Genomic DNA, 14,897 nt, shown 5'->3' with positions numbered 1-14,897 from the left:
GTTCATGGTAGCCGCCGGTGAACGGCTGTTTTCAGGGCTGTGTGAGGCCGCGATCCCGCGCGGGTGTGAGGTCCATCCCCGTCATCAACTGGAACCGGTGCAGATTGTGCCGGGCGTCGACCAGCGCGTCGTGCGCCTCGGTCGGTCGCGGTGGCATCCGCGGCGAGCCGCGGTCCTCCCAGAACTGGCGCAGCTCGCGGGTGAACCGCGGCATCGCCGGTGGCAGGTCGGTCATCGGGCCCCACAGCTGGCACAGCACCACATGGTCGTAGGCGCCCACCCAGGCCCACAGCTCGATCGGCTCGTCACCGTCGATGTCGAAGAAGTCCTCCAGCTCCGACCGGATCTGCCGACGCGACCGCCACAGCTGCGAGGACGGGGACGGCAGCTTGGGCAGCACGTGCTTTCGCACCCACCGGCCCGCGCGGTCCGGGTTGAATTCGGTCGAGATCGCGTAGTACTCGCGTCCGTCCTCGGCCGCGACGCCGATCGAGATCAACTCGATGGTGCGACCGTCGTCGATGAACTCGGTGTCGTAGAAGTAGCGCATCAGGCGATCTGCTCCGTCTTCGTGGCCGGTGACTGCGGCGCGGGGGCCGCATGGATCTCGCGATCGAGCTGCGCGTCGACAGTGGCGTCATCGGGGAACTTCGGCATACCGGTGATCGCGTCCTGCAGCCACAGTTTGGCCTGCACGACAGGCCGGCGCAGCCAGCGCTCCCGCTCCAGGGCGCGGTGCATCTTGCGGGGGTTGCCGGTGTAGCGCCAGCGCGCCCACGGCGCATGCGGCCGCGACAACCGCACCGCCCCGACGAACAACAACGGCGTTATGAACATCCCCACCAATCCAGTCCACACCTTGCCTTTGAGCAGGACGACCACCGCCAGCGCCAAGGTCAGCACCGCCACCGCGACCACGAGCGCGCGGACCGCGGGCGACTGGTCCTCGCGCCAGATATCGATATCAAAGAATGACAGCGGGTTGAAACCGAGGATCAGCAGCCCCGCCACCGCCACGGCGGCGAACACCGCATCTACCGATGTGCGGCCGTCCTCAGCCCAGTACACGTCGGAAAGGTGCAGGATCAGCGCGAACTCGTCGAGCACCAGGGCCGCACCGATACCGAAGAACACCGCGGCCACGGTGAACTCCGCCACCCCACCGCTGACGGCCAGCGTCACCATCGTCACGCCCGACACCATCACCAGCACGACACCGATCACCATGTGGTGGATGTGCAGCGAACCGTGTCCCATGTTGCGGGGCTGCCACCACCTCGGCGGGCGGTCGCTGTCGGCGTTCCGGCGGATGTAACGCACCACGATGCGGGTCACGAAGAACGTGAGAATGAACGCCACCAGGCAGCACAGCAAAGGCAGGCGATCGGGGGCGAGGAAATCGAGGTGGACGGTCGCGTGCACGCACAAAGAACTTACGCCGACCTGCGCGCGTCGCGAGTGCGGATGCGCCGTCCTCGGGCTACCCCCGATAGTCTGTTGAGAACATGAGTAAGCGGCAGTCGCCCGGCGCAGCTGGTTGGGCACCGACGATCGGGTGGCGGCTTTTTCAGTTGCTCACAGTGGCCGGGTTGATCCTGGTCGGCTGGCGGCTTCTGGGCCACGTGCCCTATCGCATCGACATCGACGTGTACCGGATGGGCGGGCGGGCGTGGTTGGACAACCAACCGCTGTATGCCGACGGGGCCATCTTCCACACCCAGGGCGGCCTCGACCTGCCGTTCACGTACCCACCACTGGCGGCGATCATGTTCGCCCCGTTCGCCTGGCTCTCGCTGCCCGCGGCCAGTGTGGCGATCACCGCAACCACGCTGTTGCTGCTGATCATCTCGATGGTCATGGTGCTGACGCGGCTGAACGTCTGGCCGGAAACCACGATCACCGCGGAGCCGGCCTGGCTGCGCCGCTGCTGGCTGGCCACCGCGCTCGTGGTGCCCGCGGTCATCTGGCTGGAACCCATCCGGTCGAACTTCGAGTTCGGCCAGATCAACGTGGTGCTGATGACGCTGGTGGTCGCCGACTGCGTGCCGCGCCGGACGCCCTGGCCCCGCGGCGTTCTGCTGGGCCTGGCGATCGCGCTCAAGCTCACTCCCGCGGTGTTCGTCCTGTATTTCCTGCTGCGCCGCGACATCCACACCCTGCTGCGGACGGCTGCTGCCGCGGTGGTGGCGACCGTCGCCGGATTCGTGCTGGCGTGGACCGACTCCATCGAGTACTGGACCGAGACGGTGCGCAACACCGACCGGATCGGTACCGCCACCCTGAACACGAACCAGAACATCGCGGGCACGTTGGCCCGGTTCGGCCTGTCCGAGGGTCCGCGGTTCGTGTTGTGGGTGCTCGCCTGCTTCGCGGTGTTGGCGCTGACGGTCTGGGCGGTGCGGCGTGTTCTACGTTCCGGCACCGACGAGTCCCCGGTGGTCGCGCTGATCTGCGTGGCGATGTTCGGCCTGGTGGTCTCGCCGGTGTCGTGGTCGCACCACTGGGTGTGGTCGCTCCCCACCCTGCTGGTGACCGGCGTGCTGGCCTACCGGATGCGCCAGACGCACCGGGCCTCGCTGTATCTGGCCGCGGTCACCGTGATCGGGCTCGCCCTGATGGTGTGGACACCCATCTCGCTGTTGACACCCCACCACGAGACCGCAGCGCCCGTGCTTCGGCAGCTGGCCGCCGATTCCTACCTGTGGTGGGCGCTCGCGGTCATCGTCGTGATCGGCGCCGTGTCCACCGCGACGGCGGGCAAGACGGTGGCGATAACGCACAGCCCGCTGGCCCGCCTGAGCGGCGGCGAGCGGGCCTAACCCGCAGCGGCGTGCGGCAGCCTAGACGCGGGCTTGCTCGCGTCGACCGGCTGACCGTTGGTCTGCTGCGCGTTCTCCTTGATGGCGGCCGCGTAGATGTCGACGTACTCCTGGCCGGACAGATCCATCAGGTCGTACATCACCTCGTCGATCACGGCGCGCTCGATGAACCGATTACCCGCCAGGCCGTCGAACCGGCTGAAGTCCATGGGCTTGCCGAACCTGACCTCGACCCGGCCGAACCGCAGCCCCTTCGACCCCGGCGGATTGACCACATCGGTGCCGACCATGGCCACCGGGATCACCGGCACACCGGTCTCCAGGGCCAAGCGGGCCAGCCCGGTCTTGCCCTTGTAGAGGCGGCCGTCCGGTGAGCGCGTGCCCTCGGGATACATCCCCAGCAGCTTGCCCTCGCCCAGAATGCGCTTGGCGGTGGTCAGCGCTGCCTGCGCCGAATCCGCATCGGTGCGGTCGATCGGCACCTGGCCGACGACGGTGTAGAACCACGCCAGGAACCGGCCCTTGATCCCGGTGCCGGTGAAGTACTCCTGCTTGGCCAGGAACGTGATGCGCCGGTTGACCACCAGCGGCAGGTAGAAACTGTCCATCACCGCCAGGTGGTTACTGGCCAGGATTGCCGGACCGTTGGTCGGAACATGTTCCAGCCCACTGATTTTGGGCCGACCGAGAACGGCCAGCAGGGGGCCCAACAGGACATACTTGAACAGCCAATACCACATGGACCCTCCACCTTGTGCGCACCGCGCAATGCTCTGCGACAACTGTACCCAGGCCATGTTGTGGCTACCACAGCAAGCCCTGGATGCCTGCTGTGTCTCAGCGACGTCTCAGTCCTCGACCGAGACCGGGATGTGCTGGTAGCGACCGGGAGGCGGCGGACGCGGGTAATCGTCGGGCGGCGGCGTATCCGGACCACCATCGGGTGGCGGGCTACCTCCACCGGGGCCGTTATCCCCACCATTGCCGGACCCGTCGCTGCCGTCATCGAGGACCGCGCGGATCACCGTCAGCAGGGCCACGCTGTGCTCGGCGATCACCGACAGCAGCGGATGCTGCTCACCGTTGATCACCGCGGCCAGTGCGCACACGGGGCACCACACCTGCTGGCACTTGCCCGGACTGTCGTCGGCCGACGCCGCGAAATTGGCCGCTGCCAACCGCACCGCCGGATCCAGCCGGTCGAGAATTTCCTGGGCCAATTGGCGCAACTCCGAACCCAGCTCGGGATGAGACCCCGTCATGCCGGCCACACCTCCGGATTCGGACGAAAACGTACCGTCAGTTCGCTACCCCGCAATTGCGCATCTGTCACGATGCACCGACGCAGGACAGAGGCCAACCGCACCCGGCGTCGCATGCCCGCGACGCCGATGATCAAGTCATCATCGACGCGTCCCAGCGTGAGGCCGGCCGAGTCGATCTGCGGCAACTCTAGCCGCAACCGGTACACCGCATCGAGTCCAGACCCCGACTCCCGGTCGACGACGGGTCGCAACGGACCCGGCGGCGGTGACCCGTCGCGCCGTCGGGCACTGTCGATCAGCTCCCCCAGCGCCTTGGGACCGATCGGCTCCCCCGGCACGTGCGGGACGAGCACCAGCTGAACATCACCGATGGTGGAATCGAGCTCGTCGAGCACCGACTGCTGCTCGGCGATGCGCTCGGTGTACCAGTCGAACGCCGGGTGGGCAGGCAAGTTCTGGTACTCGAACGAATCATCCTGCACCAAAATCTGATTGACGATGATCTCGGTGACCTCGACCCCCATCAGGGCAAGGGATCCCAACGTCCGCGCGGCCTCGGCCGCCACCACCCGCTCGGGGGTCAGCACCAGGTGGGCGCTCACCCGGGAGCCGTCGGTGAGCAACGTGCCCAGCCTGCGGATGCCGGAATCGACGCGTTCGATCAGGGCGACGATGGCCGTACTGACCGCGTCCGGCGAGCCGGACAGCCGGCGGTGCCGGGGCCAGGCGCGCTCCAGGTACAGGCCGAAGGTCTCCGGAAGCGTGAGCATCCGCAACGCATCAGCGGTCGAGGCGCAGTCCACCACCACGTGATCCCAGCACCCGGAATCGGCGAGCTCGCCCACCTCGTGCAGCCCGAGCACTTCCTGGATTCCCGGGAGCGCCGAAAGTTCTTCAGGGGCAACGTCTCCCAGATCCGACTCCGGGAAGCGCGCCGCCAGCGGGCCGGCCGTCTCGACCCAGCGCGCACCCAGCAGGGCCAGCGTGTCGAGCGCGAGGGCGTCCAGCACCCCGCCCGCATCGGCCAGTCCGGGGTCCAGGTCACTGAGTACCCGGGTGGGCGCACGTTGACCTGTTGGGGCGAGCGGGATCCCGAGTACATCACCCGTGGAGTGCGCCTGATCGGTGGACACGATCAGCACGCGCTGACCGGACGCGGCGTCACGGACCGCGGTGGCTGTCGCCAGCGTCGACTTACCTACCCCGCCTTTGCCGACGAACAGGCTGATCCTCGCAGGGGTCCGTGCGCTCCCGTCCGGCGAACCCACTCAGCCCTCTGCTCGTTTCTTCAGGTCCTTGAGCGCGGTATCGGTGAGCCGTCGCTCAGCCTTGCGCTTCAGCAGACCGATCATCGGGATCATCAGATCGACCGACAGCTCGTAGGTGACCTCGGTGCCAGATCCCTTGGGCGCCAAGCGATATGTCCCCTCCAGCGACCGCAACAGCGAACTGGACACCAGCGACCAGGTCACCGAGGTGCGATCGGCGGGCCACTTGTAGGCCAGCACCATGGTGTCCTTGAGCACCGCGGCGTCGAGCACCAGCCTGGCGGTCTTGGGGTTGCCCTGTGCGTCGGTCTCGAGGACCTCGGCTTCCTTGTACTCGGCGACCCACTGTGGATACGAGCCGATATCGGCAATGACATCCATCACCGCCACCGGATCGGCATCGATGTAGATGGTCTGTGTCGTCTTGTCGGCCACCGCCACACCCTTCTCCCCGCCCGCGGGGATGCCCTGCTTCCCCACCCCACGGGGCTGCCCTGGCTCTCGGGAGAGAAATCTACCCTCCCGTCGAGGGAGCCGGTCAGGCCAGTCGGGACACTCCGACCGGGCGAGCGGACTCCAACCGCTGCTTGATCCCGAACGACATCACCTTGCCCGCCACGCGGCGTTGGTGGTTCATCTTTGCCAGATCCATCTCGGCCAACTGCTTGGCCGTGGCGCCGGACGGTTCGGCGTGCAGGAAGTAGTGCAGCACGACGCCGTCCATCACCTCCTCGAGCCAGATCTCCATCGTTCCGGTCAGCGCACCGGTCACGTTCCAGCGGTGGCCCTTCTCGGCACGGTCTTCGACGACCTTGAGCACCAGGTCGGGCCACCACCGCCGCCAGCTGGCGGGATCGGCGACCGCGGCGCCCACGGCGACCGGATCGGCGCAGACGAACGTCTCGTCGGCGATCTGAATGCTGTTCATCGCGGACAAGCTTCACATATGCGTGATCATCTGCCTACTGCGGCCGACTAGGCTGACGCGCAAAGCCGGTATACAAGCCTGGAGGGCAAGATCGTGCGTGAGTCAGTGCGGGAGTACAGCGTCCCCGCGTCGTTTACCGTCGACGAGCACGACAGCATCGTCGGTTCGGTATCCGCGCACGCGGCGGACAGCCCTGATCACGTCATCTTCCGGCGCCTGGTCAACGGCGCCTGGACCGACGTGACCTGCGCCGAAGCGGCCGACCAGATCCGATCGGTGGCGCTGGGACTGATCGCCGAGGGCATCCAGGCCGGCGATCGCGTGGCGATCCTGTCGGCCACCCGCTACGAGTGGCCGATCATCGACTTCGCGATCCTGTCGGTCGGCGCCGTGACCGTGCCGATCTACGAGACCTCCTCGGCCGAGCAGGTGCGGTTCGTGCTCGACAACTCCGCGGCGAAGATCGTCTTCGCCGAGACCGACGCGCACGCCGAGACGGTAGAACAGCTCCGTGGTCAGCTGCCCGAGCTGCGCCAGGTGCTGCGGATCGACGGCACCGGCACGCCCGCACTGGAGGCCATGGCCGAGTCCGGTAAATCCGCCGACGCCGCCGAACTGGACAAGCGACTGGCCGGAATCCGGTCCGCCGATCCGGCCACCTTGATCTACACCTCGGGCACCACCGGCCAGCCCAAGGGCTGCCAGCTGACCCACTCGAACCTGCTCTACGAGATCCGGGGCGCCAAGGCCTGCTTCCCGACCGAGCTGGCCCCGGGTGAACGGATGCTGGTGTTCCTGCCGCTGGCCCACGTGCTGGCGCGGGCCATCACCATCGCGGCCTTCACCAACAAGGTGACACTCGGCTTCACCAGTGACATCAAGAACCTGGTCCCGACCTTCGGCATCTTCAAGCCCACGCTGGTGGTCTCGGTGCCCCGCGTGTTCGAGAAGGTCTACAACACCGCCGAGCAGAACGCCCGCAACGACGGCAAGGGCAAGATCTTCGCGATCGCGGCGGACACCGCGATCGAGTGGAGTAAGGCCCAGGACACCGGCGGCGCGTCCTTGATTCTCCGCGCCAAGCACGCGCTGTTCGACAAGCTGGTCTACGGCAAGCTGCGGGCGGCCCTTGGCGGCGAATGCCGCGCGGCGATCTCCGGCGGCGCACCGCTGGGCGCGCGGCTGGGCCACTTCTATCGCGGTGTGGGACTGAGCATCTACGAGGGCTACGGCCTCACCGAGACCAGCGCGGCCATCACCGTGAACCGGGTCAACGACCTGAAGGTCGGCTCGGTCGGCAAGCTGATGCCCGGCAACAGCATGCGCATCGCCGAGGACGGCGAGCTGCTGGTCAAGGGCGGTGTGGTGTTCAGCGGGTACTGGGGCAATGAAGCCGAGACCAACGCGGTGTTCACCGACGGCTGGTTCCACACCGGCGATCTGGGTGCCATCGACGACGACGGCTTCCTGACCATCGTCGGGCGCAAGAAGGAGATCATCGTCACCGCGGGCGGCAAGAACGTCGCACCGGCGCTGCTCGAGGATCGGCTGCGGGCCCACCCGTTGATCAGCCAGGCGATGGCCGTCGGCGATCAGCAGCCGTTCATCGCCGCGCTCATCACCATCGACCCGGAAGCGTTCCCCGGCTGGAAGCAGCGCAACGGCAAGGACTCCGCCGCCTCGGTCGGCGATCTGGCCGACGACCCGGATCTGCTGGCCGAGATCGACCTGGCGGTCAAGGAGGCCAATCAGGCGGTGTCGCACGCCGAGTCGATCCGTAAGTTCCGGATCCTTCCCGTCGACTTCACCGAGGACACCGGTGAGCTGACCCCGACGCTCAAGGTCAAGCGCAAGGTGGTGGCCGAGAAGTTCGCCACCGACATCGCGGCGCTCTACGGCTGATCTCGCGGGCTCAGCCCGAGAGCAGCCCGGTAAGCCGGGCGCCCTGGGACCGCCACTGCCAGTTGTCGACTGCCCAGTGGCGTCCCGCCACACCCATCGCGGCGGCGCGACCGGGATCGGCGAGTATGTCGGAAATGGCGGCCGCGACGGCCCCGACATCGTTGCCGTCCACGACGGCGCCGGTCTTGCCGTCCAGCACGGTTTCCGGTGCCCCGCCTGAGGTTCCGGCGACCACCGGCACACCACACGCCGAGGCCTCCAGGTAGACGATGCCCAGCCCCTCGACGTCCAGGCCCGCCCCGCGCGTCCGGCACGGCATGGCGAACACATCGGCCATCGCATGGTGCGCGGGCAGTTCGGCCCCCGGCACCGCTCCGGTGAAGGTGACGTCGGCGGCCACGTCATGGGTGTGCGCGAGCCGTTGCAGGTGCTGCAGATACGGTCCCCCGCCGACGATGACCAGCGCGGCGTCGGGGACGCGGCGCCGGATGGCAGGCCAGGCGCGGATCAGCGTGTCCTGCCCTTTGCGCGGCACCAGGCGGGACAGGCACACCACCACCGGACGCTGCCCCAGCCCGTAGCGGGTCCGCAGCTCGGCCCGGGCCACCGGATCGGGCACGAAGCGGTCGGTGTCGACGCCGGGCGACAGACGTTCCAGCGCGGCCCGGGGGCCGAACGCCGAGGCGAACCTGCCGCGGGTGTAGCGGCTGATGAACGTCACGACATCGGCGTCGTCGCCGATCCGGCGCAGTGCGCTCCGTGCCACCGGCAGCATCGACCAGCCGACCTCGTGGCCGTGGGTGCTGGCCACGATGCGCCGGGCTCCGGCCCGGCGGGCCAAAGGCCCCAGCAGCGCCAGTGGTGCTGCTGCCCCGAACCACACGGTCTCGATGTCGTTCTCGGCGATCAGCCGCTGCATGCGGGTCGCCACGGTCGGCTCGGGCAGCATCAGCGTGGTGGGATGGCGCACCACGGTGTAATTTGCGGCCGCGGCCCGGTTGTCGAAGTCTGGGGCGCCCTTCCACTTGGGCGCGTACACCGTGAGGTCGTGCGAGCCGTCGCGCACCAACTCACCGACGAACGCCTCCAGATACGACTGGATGCCGCCGCGACGCGGCGGAAAGTCGTTGGTGACCAACAAAACCCGCGTCATCGCGGTTGACTGCCATCTGCGATCCGTCTGCTGCCCATCGGCGCAAGGCTATCCGGTCAGCCAGCGTTGCCAACCGGCGACCACGGCGTCGAGGTCGACCCCCAACGTCTCGTGCACCGCGGTGGCCACATCCGGATGGCCCGGACCGCACGCGCGCACGTACAGCTCACGCAGCTTCGGAACCCCGTAGGCGTCGGCGACGTAGCGGCTGAACCACCACGCCCGGTCATAGGCCAGACTGCGGGCAGCCCCGGGTGTGTCGAGGTCGGCATCGGTGGGCAGCCGGGCCGCCATCCCGGCCTGCGCCGGTACCGCCGTGGGCGGTCGGCCGACATAGTCGGCCACCCCTTCGGTCAGCCAGCGCGGCGCGTCGGCCGCGGTCGCCGACCGCGCCGCGTAATGAAACAGCTCATGGCGCAACACGATTCGCAGTGCGGCCGGGCTCATGCCGGCGGCGCCGGGGGCGAACATGATCCGTTGCGCAGTGGTGGTCGCGGCGATGTCGGCGGCCCCGCCGGCCAGCACCCGGAACTGCCGATCAGAGCCCGCGACCGCGATCTCGATGTGCCGCGGCCAGTCCGGCCCCCAGAACGCGGTCACCGTCGCGGCGGCTTCACCGAGTTCGGAGCCGAGGCGACCCAGCAGCGCCTGCGACTGGGTTCCACCCAGGGCAAGCAGGCTGGCAGTGCGCCCATCGGGCAGCACCATCGACATGACCGGATCTGGCTGTGGCGGCGACGACGCGACGGGGGTCCGGGACGACGCCGCCGGAGGCCCGGACGGATGCGGTGGCGACGACGACGGCTCCCACAGCAGGACCGCCGCCAGAACCAGTTGCCCGAGCAGAACTGCGACAAGCAGGCGCCTGCGGGCGTTCAGGGTGAGGCTCAGTACCGGCGAACGTTGTAGATCGGCGCATTGTTGACCGGGGCCACCTTGACCGGGGTGCCGTAGGTCGACGCATGCACCATCATGCCGTCCCCGATGTAGATGCCCACGTGGGAGGCGTCGGAGTAATAGGTGACCACATCACCGGGCTGCATCGAGTCCGCCGAGACCGGCTGGCCGCCGCGGGCCATGGCCTGACTCGAGTGCGGCAGCGAGATACCGGCGTGCTGGAACGCCCACATCACCAGGCCCGAGCAGTCGAACGAGCTGGGACCTGCCGCACCCCAGGAGTACGGCGAGCCGATGCGGCTCAGCGCCGCCTGGATGACGGTGCCGGAATGGCCGCCGCCCCCGTCAGGGAGTGCACCCTCGGGCGGAGCGACGTCACCGGGCGGAATCCCGTTCGGCGGGTCAGCCAACACGCCGGGATCCTGCGCCGGCGGCAACGCCTCGGGCGCGGGCACCGGCGGGGTCGGCGGCAGCGCCGTCATCGCATCTCGCTGGGCCGGGCTCAACGCCTGGTACTGCGACTTGACGATGGCGATCTGCACCTGCAGCTGGCTTTGCTTGGATTGCAGGTCGGCGCGCACCGCGGCCGCCTGCTCGGCGGCGGTCTTGGCGTCGGCGGCTGATTTCGCCGACTCCTTCTCGGCCAACGCGGCCTTTTCGCCCATCGAGCGGAAGTTCTTCATCTGCGCCGACATCTCGGTCGCCATCACGCGCTGCACCGCGAGCTGCTCGATCAGCTGCTGCGGCGAGCCGGCCGTGAGGATCGCGTCCACACCGGAGGTGCGGCCCCCCATGTACTGGGCCGCAGCTACCTTGTTGACCGAGGTCTGGAAGATTGCCAGCTGCGACTTGGCCTGATCCACCGCGGCGGTGTCGTCAGAATGCTTCTTCTCCGCACTCTCTTGTGCGGCAAGCTTGTTGTTGAGATCGAGCTGCGCCGAGTGCATGGCCTCAGTGGTCTGCTCAGCCTGACGGGACAGCTCATTGAGCTTTGCCAGGGCATCATCACCGGGATCGGCGTGCGAACTCGTGGCCAGGAGTCCGGATATCAAGGTCAAGCTCGCTATTGCACCTGCAATGGGTCGCTTGACACGACTTGTGGGCCGGTGCGCGCGCTCGTGCCTCAAGTTTTTCGTCCTCACAACTGGCGATGGCGAGCCGCCTCGAACTGCTCTTAGGTCTCAGATAGGTTACGAAACGGCATCGGCCTTGTCCAACAGAAGCTGCAAATTTAACAGCCCTCGCTGGGAATTTTCCTGTGCAGGAACCAGTGCGTGTCGTCAGGCGACGCCGGATCTGCCGTCCCGGTGAATCGGCACGAGCCGCAGCCGCGGCGCAAGGCCCACGTCAGCGAGCACTTCCAGTGCCGCGCGCTCGTCGTCCAGCAAAGTTTCGGGAACTCCGAGCAACACGCTCACGACGCAGTCCTGACACCCGGGCCCGCGCACCGCGCAGTCATCGCAGTCGATGGTCACGCTGCCGGTGTCCGGCGTATCGGGGCGAGGCTCGTCGGCCCAGGACCAGTTGTCCTGCCGCACTCCGCTCATCTTGACCGTCCTCTCGATCGGTGTTGGCCGCACGCTATCGCCGGGGGCCGACAAGTAGTGGAGCGGATTGGAGCGACGGCCCGACAAGTAGCGCAGCCCCGGCGAGCTTGCCGGTGTTTGTCGGGGGCTGTGCCTACCGTCATCGCCATGGGCCAGCGCAAGATCGCCGACGCGGGACAGCTGGCTTTGAGTTTGGGCACCGCAGTCGACCCTGACCTGTCCCCCTCCCTCGCCGACACCACCTTCGTGGTGGTGGACCTGGAGACCACCGGCGGGCGGGCCACGGCGAAGGCTCCAGGCGAGCACTACGACGCCATCACCGAGATCGGTGCGGTGAAGATCCGCGGCGGTGAGGTGCTCGGCGAGTTGGCCACCCTGGTCGATCCGGGCCGCGCCATCCCGCCGCAGATCGTCGAGCTCACCGGGATCACCACGGCGATGGTGCGCGACGCACCGAAGATCGACAGCATCCTCCCCACATTTCTGGAGTTCTCGCGGGGCGCGGTGCTGGTCGCCCACAATGCCGGGTTCGACATCGGGTTCCTGCGCGCCGCGGCTGAGCGGGCGGAACTCGGCTGGCCGCGGCCGCCGGTCCTGTGCACGGTGAAACTCGCCCGCCGTGTCCTGACCCGGGACGAGGCGCCCAGCGTGAAGCTCTCGGCGCTGGCACGGCTGTTCGGTGCGTCCACCACACCCACCCACCGTGCTCTCGACGATGCCCGCGCCACCGTCGACGTCCTCCACGGCCTCATCGAGCGGGTCGGCAACCAGGGCATCCACACCTTCGCCGACCTCAAGAACTACCTGCCCGACGTCACACCGGCCCAGCGCCGCAACCGCTCACTGGCCGACCGGCTGCCCAACCGCCCCGGCGTCTACCTGTTCCGCGGGCCCTCCGCCGAGGTGCTCTACGTCGGCACGGCGGTCGACCTGCGGCGGCGGGTCCGCCAGTACTTCACCGGCGCCGACCCGCGGGCCCGGATGAAGGAGATGGCCTCGCTGGCGCAGGCCGTCGACCATGTCGAGTGCGCCCACGATCTGGAGGCCGGGGTGCGCGAGTTGCGGCTGCTCGCGGCCCACGCACCGCCGTACAACCGGCGTTCCAAGTTTCCCCAGCGGTGGTGGTGGGTGGCCCTCACCGAAGAGGCCTTCCCGAGGTTGTCGACGGTGCGAAATCCCGGGCGGCGCACCGCTTTCGGGCCGTTCTCGGCCCGGTCCGACGCCGTGCAGTCGGCCGCGCTGCTGGCCCGGTTCACCGGGGTGCGCACCTGCACGGCCCGGTTCGGCGCGAGTGGCACCCACCGCTGTCCCGAGGTCGAACTCTCACCGTGCCCGGCCACACAGGACATCGACGCCGCGCACTATGCGGACGCGGTGCGACGCGCCACGGAGCTGATCGACGGCGCCGACCACACTGCGCTGGCGGCGACACTGGCCCACATCGGCGATCTGGCGGCAGCGCGGCGGTATGAGACCGCCGCCCGGATGCGCGATCACGCGGCGGTCGCCATCGAGGCCTTGTGGCGCGGGCAGCGGTTGCGTGCCCTGGCCGATCTGCCCGAGCTGGTGGCCGCACGCAGCGACGGCAACGGCGGCTGGCATTTCGCGGTGATCCGCCACGGCCAACTGGCCGGGGCGGGCACCGCCCCGCGCGGCGTGCCACCGATGCCGGTGGTCGACGCGATCTGCGCGGCCGCGCAGGTGATCCTGCCCACCGCAACACCTTTGGGCGGAGCGCTGGTCGAGGAAACGGCGCTCATCGCCCGCTGGCTGGCCACGCCGGGAGTGCGCATCGTGCGTACCGAAACCGGATACTCGACGCCGATCGGTTCGGCCGGCCGGCACGCGCAGTGGGCTGCCACCGCCCGCTCGGCCCGCCTGGCCGCGGCCCAGCAGCAGAGCTCAGAACTGCAGGCTGAACCGCACCCAACGCGCGAGCAGTTGTTCGGCCGCACCCGAGTCGATGGCCTCGGCGGCCCGCGCCAGGCCGTCCTCCCACGCCGGCACCCACTTGGCGTCGCTGGCTAGCCCGGCGTGGGCCACCATCGCGCCCGCCGCGTTGAGCACCACCGCGTCGCGCACCGGCCCCTTGGCCCCACCAAGCACCGCGCGTGCCGATGCGGCGTTGGCCGTGGCGTCGCCGCCGATCAGCTCGCTGATGTCGGCGCGCTTGAAGCCGAAGGCGGCGGGGTCGAACTTCAACCGCTCCACGGTGCCCGCCTGCACGCGCCAGATGGTGCTGGTGGTCGTGGTGGTGAGCTCGTCGAGGCCGTCGTCGCCGTGCACGACCAGCACGCTGGAACCGCGGGAGGCATACACGCCGGCCATCACCTCGGCCAGATCGTCGAAGGCACAGCCGATCAGCCCGGCCCGGGGGGCGGCCGGATTTGTCAGCGGCCCGAGCAGATTGAAGACCGTGGGAACGCCGATCTCCCGGCGCACCACCGAGGCGTGCCGGTACGACGGGTGGAACTGGGGCGCGAAGGCGAACCCGATGCCGACCTCGGCGACGCTGCGGGCCACTTCGTCAGGGCCCAGGTCGATCCGCACCCCGAGTGCCTCCAGGGTGTCGGCACCGCCCGACAGCGACGACGCTGCCCGGTTGCCGTGCTTGATCACCGGAACCCCACAGGCCGCCACGACGATGGCCGCCATGGTCGACAGGTTCACCGTGTTGGCCCCGTCGCCACCGGTCCCCACGATGTCGACGGTCTCGTGACCGATCTGATCGGTGGGCACCCGGCGGGCGTGCGACAGCATGATGTCGGCCAACTCCCCGACCTCGGTCGAGGTCGGCCGCTTCATCTTCATCGCCACCGCGAAGCCGGCGATCTGTGCCGGGGTCGCCACCCCGGTCATGATCTGGTCCATGGCCCATCCCGCATAACCGTTGGGCAGGCTCTGCTCCGTCGTCAGGCGCCCGAGGATGAGCGGCCACGACGGCGCCGCCGCAGCGGCGGACGCGGATGAGGACAGCGGAGAAGATGCAGGAGCCACCGCCGAATGCTATCGCCCGGGCGGGACTCGGCCCGGGGCGCGGGGAACCGAACGCGACACGATTCCGACCAATTGCTCGACCCGGGTGGAGTTCGACAACTACAAAGCGTCATACTTGCGG

Annotated in this window: 14 protein-coding genes and 1 pseudogene; 3 read left to right on the top strand and 12 right to left on the bottom strand. The window is 68.6% G+C overall.

Annotated elements, in window-relative coordinates; genetic code table 11:
• Window positions 1–31: 31 nt before the first annotated feature.
• Both G6N57_RS18300 and G6N57_RS18295 read right to left on the bottom strand, forming a co-directional pair.
• Entirely contained in the window at window positions 32–550 is a 519-nt protein-coding gene (locus G6N57_RS18300) for a polyadenylate-specific 3'-exoribonuclease AS (RefSeq protein WP_077741152.1), read from the bottom strand.
• Complete coding sequence (locus tag G6N57_RS18295; protein ID WP_077741153.1) at window positions 550–1,422, bottom strand: hypothetical protein; 873 nt, start codon at window positions 1,420–1,422, stop codon at window positions 550–552. The genes G6N57_RS18300 and G6N57_RS18295 overlap by 1 nt, the downstream gene beginning before the upstream one ends.
• A gap of 83 nt (window positions 1,423–1,505) precedes the next feature.
• Between G6N57_RS18295 and G6N57_RS18290 the strand changes: the two genes are divergently transcribed.
• A complete protein-coding gene (locus tag G6N57_RS18290) occupies window positions 1,506–2,819 on the top strand; it encodes a glycosyltransferase 87 family protein (RefSeq protein WP_077741154.1) in 1,314 nt (437 codons plus the stop codon).
• Here the strand turns inward: G6N57_RS18290 and G6N57_RS18285 are convergent.
• The 5 genes from G6N57_RS18285 to G6N57_RS18265 all read right to left on the bottom strand — a co-directional run bounded on the left by G6N57_RS18285 (window position 2,816) and on the right by G6N57_RS18265 (window position 6,280).
• Window positions 2,816–3,559: a lysophospholipid acyltransferase family protein gene (locus tag G6N57_RS18285; protein ID WP_077741155.1), complete on the bottom strand. Its 744-nt coding sequence runs from the start codon at window positions 3,557–3,559 to the stop codon at window positions 2,816–2,818. The genes G6N57_RS18290 and G6N57_RS18285 overlap by 4 nt on opposite strands.
• A 108-nt stretch (window positions 3,560–3,667) precedes the next feature.
• Entirely contained in the window at window positions 3,668–4,081 is a 414-nt protein-coding gene (locus G6N57_RS18280) for a hypothetical protein (RefSeq protein WP_077742005.1), read from the bottom strand.
• Window positions 4,078–5,352 carry an ArsA family ATPase gene (locus G6N57_RS18275; RefSeq protein ID WP_097925868.1) on the bottom strand — a complete coding sequence of 425 codons (1,275 nt, stop codon included), beginning with the start codon at window positions 5,350–5,352 and terminating at the stop codon, window positions 4,078–4,080. The genes G6N57_RS18280 and G6N57_RS18275 overlap by 4 nt, the downstream gene beginning before the upstream one ends.
• Window positions 5,353–5,787: an SRPBCC family protein gene (locus G6N57_RS18270; protein ID WP_077742003.1), complete on the bottom strand. Its 435-nt coding sequence runs from the start codon at window positions 5,785–5,787 to the stop codon at window positions 5,353–5,355.
• A 103-nt stretch (window positions 5,788–5,890) separates the two neighbouring features.
• Window positions 5,891–6,280 (bottom strand): polyketide cyclase / dehydrase and lipid transport, encoded by a 390-nt coding sequence (locus tag G6N57_RS18265; protein ID WP_077741156.1) that lies wholly within the window; start codon window positions 6,278–6,280, stop codon window positions 5,891–5,893.
• 105 nt (window positions 6,281–6,385) lie between these two features.
• Here G6N57_RS18265 and G6N57_RS18260 point away from each other — a divergent pair, with 105 nt between their 5' ends.
• Window positions 6,386–8,182, top strand: a complete 1,797-nt coding sequence (locus tag G6N57_RS18260) for an AMP-dependent synthetase/ligase (RefSeq protein WP_077741157.1) — start codon at window positions 6,386–6,388, stop codon at window positions 8,180–8,182.
• Window positions 8,183–8,192: 10 nt separating this feature from the next.
• Here the strand turns inward: G6N57_RS18260 and pimB are convergent, their stop codons facing one another.
• From pimB to G6N57_RS18240, 4 genes are all read right to left on the bottom strand, one after another.
• Entirely contained in the window at window positions 8,193–9,335 is a 1,143-nt protein-coding gene (gene pimB, locus G6N57_RS18255; protein ID WP_077741158.1) for a GDP-mannose-dependent alpha-(1-6)-phosphatidylinositol monomannoside mannosyltransferase, read from the bottom strand.
• Window positions 9,336–9,383: 48 nt separating this feature from the next.
• Window positions 9,384–10,049 (bottom strand): peptidase, encoded by a 666-nt coding sequence (locus G6N57_RS18250; protein ID WP_322790638.1) that lies wholly within the window; start codon window positions 10,047–10,049, stop codon window positions 9,384–9,386.
• 173 nt (window positions 10,050–10,222) lie between these two features.
• Entirely contained in the window at window positions 10,223–11,359 is a 1,137-nt protein-coding gene (gene ripC / locus G6N57_RS18245; protein ID WP_077741160.1) for a peptidoglycan hydrolase RipC, read from the bottom strand.
• A 153-nt stretch (window positions 11,360–11,512) separates the two neighbouring features.
• Window positions 11,513–11,779 (bottom strand): hypothetical protein, encoded by a 267-nt coding sequence (locus G6N57_RS18240; protein ID WP_036449439.1) that lies wholly within the window; start codon window positions 11,777–11,779, stop codon window positions 11,513–11,515.
• A 147-nt stretch (window positions 11,780–11,926) separates the two neighbouring features.
• On the opposite strand from G6N57_RS18240, the pseudogene G6N57_RS18235 reads away from it, so the two are divergent.
• Window positions 11,927–13,744 (top strand): annotated as a pseudogene (locus tag G6N57_RS18235) (DEDD exonuclease domain-containing protein); the annotation flags it as partial.
• On the opposite strand, the gene trpD reads toward G6N57_RS18235, so the two are convergent.
• Window positions 13,682–14,755, bottom strand: coding sequence for an anthranilate phosphoribosyltransferase (trpD, locus tag G6N57_RS18230; RefSeq protein ID WP_234815638.1), 1,074 nt, complete (start codon window positions 14,753–14,755; stop codon window positions 13,682–13,684). The pseudogene G6N57_RS18235 and the gene trpD overlap by 63 nt on opposite strands.
• Between the last annotated feature and the right edge of the window lie 142 nt (window positions 14,756–14,897).

The sequence above is a fragment of the Mycolicibacterium boenickei genome (genome assembly GCF_010731295.1).
Taxonomy (GTDB): Bacteria; Actinomycetota; Actinomycetes; order Mycobacteriales; family Mycobacteriaceae; genus Mycobacterium; species Mycobacterium boenickei.
The sequence above is the reverse complement of the archived record's forward strand: the minus strand, read 5'-3'. Positions and strand labels throughout refer to the sequence as shown.

Bases quoted from the DNA above. Each gene is read 5' to 3' on its own strand.
- G6N57_RS18300 (WP_077741152.1), bottom strand. From the start codon at position 550: ATGCGCTACTTCTACGACACCGAGTTCATCGACGACGGTCGCACCATC.
- G6N57_RS18290 (WP_077741154.1), top strand. From the start codon at position 1,506: ATGAGTAAGCGGCAGTCGCCCGGCGCAGCTGGTTGGGCACCGACGATC.
- G6N57_RS18285 (WP_077741155.1), bottom strand. From the start codon at position 3,559: ATGTGGTATTGGCTGTTCAAGTATGTCCTGTTGGGCCCCCTGCTGGCC.
- G6N57_RS18280 (WP_077742005.1), bottom strand. From the start codon at position 4,081: ATGACGGGGTCTCATCCCGAGCTGGGTTCGGAGTTGCGCCAATTGGCC.
- G6N57_RS18265 (WP_077741156.1), bottom strand. From the start codon at position 6,280: ATGAACAGCATTCAGATCGCCGACGAGACGTTCGTCTGCGCCGATCCG.
- pimB (WP_077741158.1), bottom strand. From the start codon at position 9,335: ATGACGCGGGTTTTGTTGGTCACCAACGACTTTCCGCCGCGTCGCGGC.
- G6N57_RS18250 (WP_322790638.1), bottom strand. From the start codon at position 10,049: ATGTCGATGGTGCTGCCCGATGGGCGCACTGCCAGCCTGCTTGCCCTG.
- G6N57_RS18240 (WP_036449439.1), bottom strand. From the start codon at position 11,779: ATGAGCGGAGTGCGGCAGGACAACTGGTCCTGGGCCGACGAGCCTCGC.